Genomic DNA, 11508 nt, shown 5'->3' with positions numbered 1-11508 from the left:
GACCGGCCGGATTGCGCGTTACCTTTGCGCTTAGTTGTACGTGTACACCATGCTCTTGAGGCTGTTGTCGAGCATGCGGTAGTTGAACAGCACCGAGCGCGTGCCCGAGCTGGTCAGCGCCGGCACTTGTTGCGGGTTCGGCAGGTTGATGACCGCCGATGTCGCGCCCCGGGCCACGTTGGTTGTGGCGCTGTAGGTGCCTTTCAGATCCACCGTGACAGCCGCACCCCCAATCTGCTCAGCCGACGGGTTCTGCGCCCAATCCAGCGCCACCGAAGACAGCACGCCGTTCGTGGCGGCATTGGACGGATTCAGCGCCGCCAGCGTCTGGTTGCCCGCCGTATTCCACGGCAGGTTCACGGCCTGGGTTGCCTGCACCAAGTCCGTCAGCAGCGTCTTGCTGTAGACGCGGTCAGGCGTGGTTTGCGAGCCGTAGAACAGTTCGACCTGATACCGCGCACCCTTCACGACGGGGTTCGGATCCAACGTATCTGACGCCGGCTGCGCCCATACCGGATTGTTTGCGCTGCCCGGAGGGGTCGCCAGCGTGGCGGCGGTACTGCCGGTCAAGCCTGCCGTGCGGGCCAGCCAGAAGTTGGGGCAGTTGTAGGTCGTAGCGATGCTGCTGCAACGCGTCGTGCCAGGAATGGTACCGGTCTTGTTGCTCACATCCATGTACACCTGGGTGGGCTCGTTGCTGTCGCCGGTCGGGGCGATGTAGACGAGACCGCTGGTGGGCAGGCCTGGCCCCTTGATACGCGCAAAGCTCAGGGTCCCGTTGTTGTTGACGCTGCCCGGGCCTTTGGCGTTGATCCAGAACTGGATGCCCGTCTGGAAGTGGCTGTAGTTGTTGCTATTGGCACTGGTGCCCGCAAAGTTCGGGTTGACCTGCTCGATCCGGCGAACTTGCAAGCGGTCGATCACCTCCACCGGTTGTTGGTTGCCCACGACCCACCACTTGGACGGATGCGCGTTCGACGTGCCGGAGGCGATGTAGCGCACCATCAAGATGATGTTGCCCGGATTGCCGTTGGCGTCCACATATTTGGCGTTCAGCACGGCTTGATCTGGGAGCGGTGCCGACATCGGGGACACGGCTGTCGGTAACTGCGTGTTCGAGCCCGGATAGAAGGCCATGACTTCCGGCACGTTGAACTGCGCGCCGGTCATGGCGTCGCTGTTGAGCAGACCGAAGATCCACTGGCCGAACGCGTAACCGTTGTGCAGGAAGGCGATGCCGCCGGCATTGCTCGGGTCCGATGCAATGTTCTGGCAGGCAGGCGCCAGCGACGTCACCTTCGGGCCGCCTTGCGTGGCGGGCACCGTGAAGTCGGTCCCGAGCACGCGCTGCGAGGCCGGCAGTGCAAAGCAGGCAGTCAGCGCATTCGCCAGCGCTTGCGCGCCTTGCGGCAGGCTCGAAACGTTCGACGCCGGTGCGGGCAGCGTCGAGCCGCCGCCGGTGGCGGTCGCCAGCGGCACGGGGGTGCCATCGACCGTACCCAGTCGAAGTTGGCCGGTGGCCGGGTCCTTCGACACCGTCACCACGTCCAGGATCTGGTCAGCCGTGTTGCCGACGCCAGACGCGGTGGCAGCGGAAATGCTGGTGGCAAACGGGTCATAGTTGGCCGGCGCACCGATGGCGCTGAGCACCGACGACAGCTGTGCCACGACGTTCGCCGTAACGGCCTTGAGCGCATTTGCATCCACCGTCTTTGCGTTGACCAGCGTCAGCGGATTTCCGTCCGGAGCCAGTTGCGCAAGGATGGCAGTCGTCAGCGGGGTGGCGTTGAGCGTGAGCGGCGTGCCGGCCGGTGGGGTGGTCGTGGTCACGCTGACCAGCGGCGCGGTATTGCCGGTCGGGTCGGTCACGACCACGAAGAACGGTGCCGTCTCGCCAGATTTGAGCGTGCAGGTGTACGTGCCGAGAGCGCTGGTGGTGATGGCGGTTTCAACACACGGCGAATTGCCGGTGCTGTCGGTCACGACAACGTTGGCGTTGGCGAGCGCGCTACCCGTGGCCGCGGTGCCGGTCAGCGTTGCGGCTGCAGGTGTGATGGTGTTGGTGCCGCCCGAAGCAGCGCTATCCGACCCGCCGCCACCGCAACCGGCAACCAGCGTGACCGCAGCCAATGCAATGGCCGTCGCAGCCGAACTCATTTGCCAGAGACTCTTGGCGTACCTTGCTTTCATCAAAAACCCCCCTGTTTTGTTTTTTCAAGACGTTGCTCAAATGGCCGCTTTCGATAAAGAAAGGCGTGATGCAGCAACGTCTGTATGTGCGCGGGCGAGTGCGCTCGCGCAAGCGGATGCTAAGGAAAAACGTGGGGGGAATCCATCCCTACATCGTGGGATAACCGTTTGGTTAGGTGACGATCGCGCTTATTTCATCTGCATGAAACAAGCCGCCTTCATTAGCTTGGCTGCTTTAACTTCGGCGGCAGCGATGGGCTGATTTACCTGGCCCCGCGAATCGCTTGAATCCGCTCCGCCTGCCATCCCGCGAACACAGTGCGCGCCTGGGCTTCCTCTTCCTGAGACACCTTCCGGGTTCGATAGGGCGACGAACTGGCGGACAAAATCGGCGCGGAATTGTGTATGTCTTCAGCGAGCCAGTTCAAGTAATCCCGACCTTCGTCGCGATACCGCTGAACCTCCGCCGCGGTCAGGCGAATCATGAAGCTGTAGCCGAAAGCTCCATGATTGCAATTGGCATCGAGATACAGCGCGCCCTTCGCTTCAAATAGAAACCAGCTGTGCGGTTCGTGGTCCAGCACCTGCATTTGCGTCTCCGAGCCCCGGCGATATTTGGTTTTTTGAATGGTGGATCAATCGTTCGGGCCCTTCAGTAGCAAATCCGCTTAGTTGATGCCCGTGGGAGCTGCCGGCGCCCCGGCCGGCACTTTATATCGGTTGTAGCCCCACAGGTATTGCTGAGGAAAGCGCCCGACCATCTCTTCCATTTCTGCATTGATCCAGGCTGCCTGGGCTTCAGCGCCCTCGGGAAGCGGCCCTGTCAGGCGCTTCACGTGCATCCGCCAGCCGCGCCCATTGGGCAGGCGCTCGCCGGCAGCGATGATCAAGGCAGCGTTCGTCTGCTTGGCGAGCTTGCCCGGAAGCGTCATGGTGTAGGCAAGCCGGCCGAAGAATGGGACCCACACACCATCACCCTTCGGGGCTTGGTCGGGAAGAAGGCCAACAGCATCACCTTGGCGCAAGGCGCGTACAAACGATCGAACACCTTCCGATGTTGCCGGCACGGCCTTCAGGTTCGAAGTTGCACGCACGACATCCAGCAAGCCGCGCAGCATGGCTTTACGATGCGGGCGAAACATGATCGTCAAGGGAATGCGTCGTGCCGCATAGCGTGCGGCCAGTTCAAAGCAACCCAGATGAGGCGTGAGCATGATGAGCCCATTGCGCTCGGCCAGGGCCTCTTCGATGACGTTCCAGTCTTCACAAATCACCTGGGCCATGCATGCATCGCTCTGAAACCAGACCCGCGGCAGTTCGCTCATCATCGCGCCGGTTTCCGCTGCTGCCTCCCGCGCAAAGCGGGGCGCATTGAATCCGGCCTGCGCGGCATTGCGCTGGACATGACGTCGGTACCCACCCGGTAGGGCATAGAGAAGCCGCCCGCCCGCGCGCCCGATGCCGTGAATGACGGGGAGCGGCAGCGAGGCGAACAGCCTCAACAGAGCGGGTAGCGCGCGTTGGGCGAACTGCGATGGGCGATGCACGGTGATGCACTCCTGGAGTGAGTTGCCTGACGTGCCGCCAAGCGTTTTTCAAAGCCTCGGCTAGGGTGCTTGCTGATCAAGCGACCATCCGGGATTGGGCACATTTTTGCCTTCGCGATAGGTCCAGTTCGCGCCGCACGTGCGGCAGATGAACGTGCTGACCGTGACGGCTGCAGCCTTGGAAACCTTGATGCGCTGGGTGTCGGTGATTCTCAGAAAGGCATGGCCTGGCGCACCAAGCTGATGGACTTCAATCGCAAGGCAAGCGGAGCAGAGTGTCATGCCGATTCCTCTCTCGAATAATGTGGATCTGATATGGCGCAAAAGCCCTCTACACGCCAAAGACAGGCGCGCCGTACTTCAACAGTAACTGCTCGATCTGGCTCATGTCGTCGGTGCGCGGTGTTCTATCTTCTGTCACGCGTGACGGCCCACCATAGACCGCGGCCACATGCCTGCGCACCGTCAGCACGTCATCGGCCGGTGGCGCGACCATGATCGCTTCACCCGGCACGTGACGATAGCTGCCATCTTTCCAGCCATCGGGGGTCAGATGCAACTCTTCCCATTCTTCGCTAATAGACATGGTGATTTCCTTCGTGTTGTTGGCTGACGTGTGCCTGTGTCGCCGCGACCGGAAAATTCGGTCCGGCGCGGCTTGCATGGTTCAGTTCTTTTTGTGATGGGGCGCCAAGCGTGCGATGTCGGCTCTGCCGGCAACGCGCGCGGCATGCGTTGCGAGCGCTTCGGAGCCATGCACGTTATGCCGCAACGAGACGTTAGCGAGGATGCGTTCAGTGCCATCCCTGTACTCGTTGATGAGATAGGTGGCAAACCAGACGCCGGGTTCTTGTTCAATTGGGTACACGGAGACGGTGTACGGGGAGTTGATTGTGTTCAATGCACTGCCAGGTTTCGGACGAGAGCAGATGGCAGCCTTGGAGTGCCTGAGCAAACCAATGCCTGCAGATGCGCTACGCCACGATGGGTAAGGCCAACGCTTTCGGATCATGCATGCAAATGCATGGCGCAAGCGATTGGAAACGGAGTGACCGTACTTGCGTAGGCCCGCGCCTAGTACATGCGCGCTGCATACGGAGCGGATAAATCGCCGGTCAGTTAGGTGGTGGGCCGCGTGGCCCAGGATGATTCGGGTGTACGCCCGACGGGTGACCAGCGTTTTGTAAGTCTTCTTGCTGGGCAGCCAGCCCGATCGGTTCGAACGACGGGCGAAGGTTGCGCATGGTAACAGCTTCTCGTAACGCCTGCGCCGTCTTGATCGACATGTCCAGGCGCACACGTTGTTTTTTCCCGTCTGCTTGGCCAGGCCGGTTACTGCGAGCGCACAACACGCTGTCCGCCACCTGGAAAGATCGTCATACCGCCGTGCATGGATGGGAGTACAGTGGCACATCGACAACGGTGCGCAGGATCGTGCTTCCGTTGGCACGAAAGATTGGTACGAAAGCACGGTTACCCGCACTTTTTGATCACCGCGCTCGGTGATTCCTTCTGGGCAGATCACGCCCTGCACACCGTCATCCTCGCCTGTTCCGCACACGGACGCCTGCCTGCTGATGCCCCGACTCGCGATGTAAGTCATGGAGATCCGTGATGCTCGACCTTGTCGCGTTTATCAAGCCGGTGCTCGATGAAATTACCGGGCAGGATGTGCGCACCTGGAACACGGGCCCTGGTGTGCTGGCGGCAAACTGGCAGGTGCCTGAGCTGGGTAGCCGCATCTGGCGTGTGAGAACGCTGAATATCGCATTCACGCACGATGTCATGACTCAGTTGATGCACGCAGATCGGCAAGACCTCTGTCAGCTGCAGTGCGTGCTTGACCGCTTTCTGCGCGCGCGTCTGGGCATGCACGCGCAGGCGCAGCTGCAAGGTCAGACGTTCGTGATCACCGTCGACCATCTCGGGGTGGATTCCTGACCTTCAGCCAACCGGCGGATGCACGTGGGCGAAGACGTCGTCCCGTTTTTGTTGTCCTTTCCCCTGAGCTTTTTGATAGCGCGTTGGCGAGGGGCGCCTTGCATGACCACCCAGGAAACAACATGACTGCCGCGTCCGACAACACGAGCTTTCTTTGCACACTCCCCGGAGCGGCAAAAGGCATGGCCTATTCCATCACCGTCGGCTTTATCTGCGATGGGCAGCCGAACTGTGTGCAGTTCACCAGTTTCGTGGGTGACGGAAGAAGGTCTTTCAGGGTCGTAGCGAATGCGTCGGACCTGGCATCGGTGGCCACCGGTAGCGTTGAAGCCTTGTGTCGCCTGGCCATCGGGCAAGTGATACGAGACAGCCTCCACGAAAAAACGGCACAAGGCGACCATGCCCTCGATATGGGTGTGCAGCCTTGGTTGGGAGATCTGAGACCGGCGGGGTCCCGTGGCGTACAAAGGCCGCTTCGTCCGCATTTGCTTGTTCGCGAATAGTTCTATGGAGCAGGCACAAAGAGCGTACAGTGGGGCCACCCCTTTCAACGGAGATTGCTGTGGACGCCTATCCGATTTGCCGCTACAAGGGGTTCGATGTTTACCCCCTCATCTACCTGTTTGATGCCCCTCGTGAATGGCATGAGCGGCGTCCGGACCGGTCTTACAGTGCCTCCGTGCTGATCTGCGACGAAGGCGAGCTGCCAACTACCGAACATTCTCGTATTTTCGCGTTGCCGGCCGACCATTGGGAAAGCATCGGCGTGGCCAAACGGGCGGCAATGAAGATGGCTGAGGCCATCATTGATGGCTTCGTCCCTGGAACGTCGATTCAGCCGATGCCCAAGTAGTTGCGTAGATGGGGTGGCGCGAGCGTGGGTGTGCCCGTCCGCTGCTTGGGTCCACACCGCAGCCAACGCAACGCCAACGCAACGCTGGTACTGCCAGCTAGCGCGACCCACCAAAGAGCTGACTGACCACGCCGCGCAGCCAACGGTTGCCGGCTTCGTGGTGATACCGGGCATGCCAGTGCTGCCGCACGGCAAAGCCCTCCACCGGAAATGGACACGCGCGAACGGCCAGGTCATTTGCCTGGGCGAGCGTCTCGCCGATGTGGCGGGGCAGCGTGGTAATCAAGTCCGTGGTTTGCACAATCGCACCCAGCCCAAGAAACCCCGGTAGCTCCAGCACGACTTGGCGCTCGATGCGCTCGCGCGTCAGCGCCTGCTGGAGAAGCTGCGTCCCGGTGCCCGCTGTGACGGCGATGTGCCCCTCTGCGCAGTACTGCTTCACGCCAAACCGGGTGCGGATTCTCGGGTGATGGCGGTTGGCCAGGCATACCCAGTCCTGCTCATACAGTTGCTGCTGATAGATGCCGCCGCTCAGCCAGGGCACGTAGCCGATTGCAAGGTCGGCCTCGCCGGATTCGAGCGTGCGTTCCGTATTGCCGTCAATTCGAGCAGCTTCCAGCCGGACACCGGGCGCCTGCGCGCGTACATGCGCCAGAAGGCGCGGCAGCAGCGTGATGTGGCTCGCGTCTGTCATGCAGATGCGGAAGCGCCGTTGCGCCGTCGCCGGGTCGAACGCAATCTCCCACGCAGTAAAACGCCTCAACGATTCGAGGATTTCCCGGCACGGCCCGATCAGGGCGTCGGCCTGCGGCGTCGGTGCCATGCCGCCCGGCGTGCGGATGAAGAGGGGATCGCGCACGTAGTCGCGCAAGCGCCCAAGCCAGATGCTGACGGTCGGCTGGCTCTGCCCGAGCTGCTCGGCAACCCGGCTGACGTTGCGCACGTCGTAGAGCAGGTCGAACAGCTGCAGCAGCTTCAGGTCGGGCAGATCGGCCAGCAACGCGGCACTATTGTCCATGGCAATAACGGTATTTTGATCATTGTATTGTCAGTATAAGTGCCGCCTCCTATCGTGCAACCACATGACAGGGAGACGCCATTGAAGATTGCGATTCTCGGCGCCGGTGCACTGGGCTGTGCCATCGGTGCCGCGCTCACGGAAGGTGGACATGAGGCCTGGCTGATCAGCCGTTCACCGGCGCATGTCAACGCCATGCGCGGCGAGGGCCTGCGGGTTGACGACGCGCAGGGCACGCGCCGCATCCCGGTGCTTGCAGCGACGCAAGCGGCAGAGGTTGGCGTTGCGGAACTGGTCATCGTGCTCGTCAAGTCCTTCCAGACCGATGCGGCCATGCGCGGCGCGGCCGCACTCGTTGGGCCCGATACGCTGGTGTTGTCGTTGCAGAACGGCCTGGGGCATGAAGCGATCCTGGCGGACATCGTGGGACGTGAACGTGTGCTGGCAGGCAAGACCTACGTGGGCGGGGTGTTGCGTGGCCCCGGTCATATTCAATCCGGCGTGGTTGGCAAGGCAACGTACATCGGCGAACTCGACGGCCGCCTGACACCGCGTGTGCAGGCCATCGCAGAAGCATTCAACGCCGCCGGACTGGCAACCACCGTCAGCGACAACATTGTCGGCACGATGTGGGACAAGCTCCTGGTGAACGTCGCCACGGGCGCGCTGACCGGCATCACTCGACTGACCTACGGCCAGCTCTACGAAGATGCGCTGCTCAAGGCCACCTCGCTTGCGGCGGTGGCCGAGGCGATCGCGGCGGCGCAGGCCGCAGGCGTGAAGCTCTCGATGACAGACCCGGAGCAGGCCTGGGCGCTTGCCGCCGAGGGCCTGCCCGCGGCGTTCAAGACATCGATGCTGCAAAGCCTGGAGAAAGGGTCGATCACCGAGATCGATTTCATCAACGGTTCGGTCGTGCGCTATGGGCAGCAGTACGGCGTGCCGACGCCGGTCAATGCCACGCTGGTCGCTTGCATCAAGGGCATCGAGCGCGCGATGGCTGACCGTCAACGCGAGGAGGCCGCCGCATGAACGCCCCCAAGGCCTATCTGGAACACGTTGCCATCTGGGTGAAGGACATCCACTGGCACATCCGCTTCTTCGAGGACGTGCTGGGCATGACCCTGCGCGAGATCGACGGCACGCCGCAAGCACCCCGGCAGTACTGGACCCTCGGCGGTCTGCAGTTCATCCACGCCCCGGAGTTCGAGGGGCCGGAGGGCCGGCTGGCTCACCTGGGCGTGATGTGCGAAGACCTTGAAGCGGCGCTGGCCCTGGCACAGGGTTTCGGCGTCAGCGAAATGCAACAAGGCCGTAACTGGCTGCGCTTGCCGGACGGCCTGGCGGTCGAACTCATTCAGGCCAAGCCGGCGTCTTGCGTGGCGCAGGCATTGGCCATCAACCCACGCGCACAGGCATGAACATGACCATGACCATCGTCGAAAAATATTGGGATGACGCCCGCGAGGGCGACACGTGTGTGAGCCCCAGTTACACGGTCACGAAGGAACGCATCCTCGCCTACGCGGACCTTACCGGTGACCACACGCCGGTGCACGTGGATGAGGCCTATGCCAATGCCAGCCACTTCGGCTGCATCGTCGCGCATGGCTTGTTCGGGCTGTCGATTGCCGACGGCCTGAAAACGCAGAGCGACTACCGTTTCCTGCCCGGCATGTCGCTCGGCTGGACCTGGGATTTCCTGCTGCCGATCAAGGTGAACGACGTGCTGCATGTGAAGTTCCAAGTCGGCGGGATGCGGGCAAGCAAGAGCCGTCCGGGCTGGGGCATCGTCGTGCTGCCATCGGAGCTGATCAACCAGGACGGTCAGGTGGTCCAACGCGGCGAGCATCGCCTGATGGTGCCGCGCCGGCCGGGAGCGTTCTGATGCAGGCCCGTCCTTTGGAAGGAATTCGCGTTGTCGACTACAGCCACTTTCTTGCTGGCCCCTACGTTGGCCGATGCCTGGCTGCACTCGGCGCCGAGGTGATCAAGGTCGAGCGCCCCGGCACCGGTGATGCCGGCCGCCAGCACGCCACCGTGCTCGACGACCAGCAAAGCGGCTATTTCCTGCAGCTCAACATGGGCAAGCGCGGCGTGAGCGTCAACATGAAGGACCCGCGCGGCAAGGCATTCATGCAGCGGTTGTGCGATTCCGCAGACGTGTTCATCGAGAACTACCGACCCGGCGCGCTGGACAAGCTCGGGCTGGGCTATGCCGAGCTGTCGGCGCGCAATCCGGGCCTCGTCTATTGCTCGATCTCGGCCTACGGACATACCGGGCCGGATGCGCATCGCGCCGGTTTCGGCCTGATTGCCGAAGCCAAGAGCGGCATCATGCAGATGGTCGGCACGCCCGGCGAGCGGCCGCCGCTGTTGCGCATCTCGCTCGGTGACATGTACACGGGCATCCACGCCGTTGCCGCCATCAACGCGGCCTTGCTGGGGCGCGTGAAGAGCCAGCGCGGACAGCACATCGACATGGCGCTGTACGACACGCTGGTGTCGATGCATGAATACGCGGTGCAGTGCTACACCCTGCAGGGCGTGCTGCCCGAGCAGACCGGCCACGACATGCCGACCTCGACGCTCTACGGCGTGTTCCGTGCGGCGGACGGTGACCTCGTGATTGCGGCGCAGGTGGACGACGCGTGGAAGCGCTTCGCTGCGCTGCTCGAAGCGCATGGCGGCCCGGCGGGCTTTGGCGCCGACACGCGCTTTCATGCGAGCGCCGGGCGCAACGCGCACCGCGCGGAAATCCTCGCTGTGGTCGAACCCTGGGTTGCTGCGCGTTCGGTGGCATCGGTGCTGGAACTGCTCGATGGCATCGATGTGCCATGCGCCAAGGTGCAGCGCATCGACGAGGTGCTGGCCGATCCGCAAATCAAGGCGCGAGGGATGGTGGTCGAGCAACAGCACCCGCGCTATGGCACGTTGCGGCTGCCCAACCTGCCGTTCAAGTTCTCCGATTGCGATACCACCGTGCGCGACGTGGCGCCCGACCTGGGCGAGCACAACGCCGAAGTGGCACGCGCCCTGGGTTTCGACGCGGACGAGATCCGTGCGATGCAGGCCGAAGGCGTTCTCTATTCGAAGCGAGTCAATGATGACTGACCACTATGCGGTGATCGGCAACCCGATCTCACACACCAAGTCGCCGCTCATTCACGGCCTTTTTGCGCAAGAGGCGCGGCAGGACATGGAATACACGGCCATCGAGGGCCCGGTCGAACCGGATACCGCGTTTGCCGATGTCGTCCGCACGTTCGCCGCGGGCGGTGGCAAGGGCATGAACGTTACGGCGCCGTTCAAGCTCAAGGCGTTTGCAATGGCCGATGAGCGCAGTGAGCGCGCAACGTTGGCCGGTGCCGTCAACGCAATGAAGTTCGAAGGCGGCCGCATCCTCGCCGACAACTTCGACGGCATTGGGCTCGTTCGCGACATCGAGATCAACCTGGGGCTGCCGATGTCCGGCAAGCGCGTGCTGATGCTCGGGGCGGGCGGTGCCGCGCGCGGCGCCCTGCTGCCGTTCCTGGAGGCCAAGCCGGCGGAGCTGGTCATTGCCAACCGCGATTTCGCAAAAGCGCAGGCGCTGGCCGCGCAGGTGGCCGGGCGCGGCGTGGTCGTCGCCTGCGGATATGCCGAGCTGGAGGGAATGGGCCGCTTCGATCTGGTGGTCAATGCCACCTCGGCCAGTCTCACGGGCGACCTGCCGCCCGTTCCGCCAAGCATCTTCCGCCCGGAAGGGATGGCCTACGAACTGGCGTATGGCAAGCGCCTGACGCCGTTCCTGCGGCTTGCCCGCAACGCGGGTGTGCGCAATCTTGCCGACGGTGTCGGCATGCTGGTCGAACAGGCCGCTGAGGCGTTTGCGTGGTGGCGCGGCGTGCGTCCGGACACGCGCCCGGTGATCGATCGGCTGACCGTCCCGCTTGATTGAGTGAATCGACCACGGAGGC

Annotated in this window: 16 protein-coding genes; 9 read left to right on the top strand and 7 right to left on the bottom strand. The window is 62.8% G+C overall.

Annotated features, from left to right (window positions below; all coding sequences use genetic code 11):
- Window positions 1–30: 30 nt before the first annotated feature.
- A complete protein-coding gene (locus N511_RS0110460) occupies window positions 31–2157 on the bottom strand; it encodes a hypothetical protein (RefSeq protein ID WP_027679247.1) in 2127 nt (708 codons plus the stop codon).
- A 13-nt stretch (window positions 2158–2170) separates the two neighbouring features.
- Between N511_RS0110460 and N511_RS25235 the strand changes: the two genes are divergently transcribed.
- Window positions 2171–2452, top strand: a complete 282-nt coding sequence (locus N511_RS25235; RefSeq protein ID WP_155954039.1) for a hypothetical protein — start codon at window positions 2171–2173, stop codon at window positions 2450–2452.
- A 1-nt stretch (window position 2453) separates the two neighbouring features.
- Here N511_RS25235 and N511_RS24025 read toward each other — a convergent pair whose 3' ends face one another.
- The 5 genes from N511_RS24025 to N511_RS25510 form a co-directional block, all read right to left on the bottom strand.
- The gene (locus tag N511_RS24025) at window positions 2454–2780 is read right to left on the bottom strand and encodes a hypothetical protein (RefSeq protein ID WP_197032039.1); all 327 of its coding nucleotides are present in this window, start codon (window positions 2778–2780) and stop codon (window positions 2454–2456) included.
- 78 nt (window positions 2781–2858) lie between these two features.
- The gene (locus tag N511_RS0110450) at window positions 2859–3737 is read right to left on the bottom strand and encodes a lysophospholipid acyltransferase family protein (RefSeq protein ID WP_231479605.1); all 879 of its coding nucleotides are present in this window, start codon (window positions 3735–3737) and stop codon (window positions 2859–2861) included.
- A gap of 60 nt (window positions 3738–3797) precedes the next feature.
- Window positions 3798–4019, bottom strand: coding sequence for a hypothetical protein (locus tag N511_RS0110445; RefSeq protein WP_027679245.1), 222 nt, complete (start codon window positions 4017–4019; stop codon window positions 3798–3800).
- Between the two features lie 49 nt (window positions 4020–4068).
- Window positions 4069–4323 carry a hypothetical protein gene (locus tag N511_RS0110440; protein WP_027679244.1) on the bottom strand — a complete coding sequence of 85 codons (255 nt, stop codon included), beginning with the start codon at window positions 4321–4323 and terminating at the stop codon, window positions 4069–4071.
- Between the two features lie 81 nt (window positions 4324–4404).
- Entirely contained in the window at window positions 4405–4638 is a 234-nt protein-coding gene (locus N511_RS25510; RefSeq protein ID WP_027679243.1) for a hypothetical protein, read from the bottom strand.
- A 713-nt stretch (window positions 4639–5351) separates the two neighbouring features.
- On the opposite strand from N511_RS25510, the gene N511_RS0110430 reads away from it, so the two are divergent.
- The 3 genes from N511_RS0110430 to N511_RS0110420 all read left to right on the top strand — a co-directional run bounded on the left by N511_RS0110430 (window position 5352) and on the right by N511_RS0110420 (window position 6531).
- Window positions 5352–5678, top strand: a complete 327-nt coding sequence (locus N511_RS0110430) for a hypothetical protein (protein ID WP_027679242.1) — start codon at window positions 5352–5354, stop codon at window positions 5676–5678.
- A gap of 122 nt (window positions 5679–5800) precedes the next feature.
- Window positions 5801–6181 (top strand): hypothetical protein, encoded by a 381-nt coding sequence (locus N511_RS0110425; RefSeq protein ID WP_027679241.1) that lies wholly within the window; start codon window positions 5801–5803, stop codon window positions 6179–6181.
- A gap of 59 nt (window positions 6182–6240) precedes the next feature.
- On the top strand, window positions 6241–6531 hold the full coding sequence (locus N511_RS0110420; RefSeq protein ID WP_027679240.1) for a hypothetical protein: 291 nt from the start codon (window positions 6241–6243) through the stop codon (window positions 6529–6531).
- A gap of 97 nt (window positions 6532–6628) precedes the next feature.
- On the opposite strand, the gene N511_RS0110415 is transcribed toward N511_RS0110420, so the two are convergent.
- Window positions 6629–7549 carry a LysR family transcriptional regulator gene (locus tag N511_RS0110415; RefSeq protein ID WP_027679239.1) on the bottom strand — a complete coding sequence of 307 codons (921 nt, stop codon included), beginning with the start codon at window positions 7547–7549 and terminating at the stop codon, window positions 6629–6631.
- An 81-nt stretch (window positions 7550–7630) separates the two neighbouring features.
- Between N511_RS0110415 and N511_RS0110410 the strand changes: the two genes are divergently transcribed.
- The 5 genes from N511_RS0110410 to aroE are packed head-to-tail and all read left to right on the top strand — an operon-like array spanning window position 7631 to window position 11489.
- Window positions 7631–8581: a ketopantoate reductase family protein gene (locus tag N511_RS0110410; protein ID WP_027679238.1), complete on the top strand. Its 951-nt coding sequence runs from the start codon at window positions 7631–7633 to the stop codon at window positions 8579–8581.
- Window positions 8578–8970, top strand: coding sequence for a VOC family protein (locus tag N511_RS0110405; protein WP_027679237.1), 393 nt, complete (start codon window positions 8578–8580; stop codon window positions 8968–8970). The genes N511_RS0110410 and N511_RS0110405 overlap by 4 nt, the downstream gene beginning before the upstream one ends.
- Before the next feature lie 8 nt (window positions 8971–8978).
- A complete protein-coding gene (locus N511_RS0110400; protein ID WP_027679236.1) occupies window positions 8979–9437 on the top strand; it encodes a MaoC family dehydratase in 459 nt (152 codons plus the stop codon).
- Complete coding sequence (locus N511_RS0110395) at window positions 9437–10663, top strand: CaiB/BaiF CoA transferase family protein (protein WP_027679235.1); 1227 nt, start codon at window positions 9437–9439, stop codon at window positions 10661–10663. The genes N511_RS0110400 and N511_RS0110395 overlap by 1 nt, the downstream gene beginning before the upstream one ends.
- Complete coding sequence (aroE, locus tag N511_RS0110390) at window positions 10656–11489, top strand: shikimate dehydrogenase (RefSeq protein ID WP_027679234.1); 834 nt, start codon at window positions 10656–10658, stop codon at window positions 11487–11489. Before N511_RS0110395 ends, aroE begins: the two co-directional genes overlap by 8 nt.
- Window positions 11490–11508: the final 19 nt, after the last annotated feature.

The organism is Ralstonia sp. UNC404CL21Col (assembly GCF_000620465.1).
In the GTDB taxonomy this organism is placed as follows: Bacteria; Pseudomonadota; Gammaproteobacteria; order Burkholderiales; family Burkholderiaceae; genus Ralstonia; species Ralstonia flatus.
Note: the sequence above shows the minus strand (reverse complement) of the source record. Positions and strands in the feature narration are given on the sequence as shown.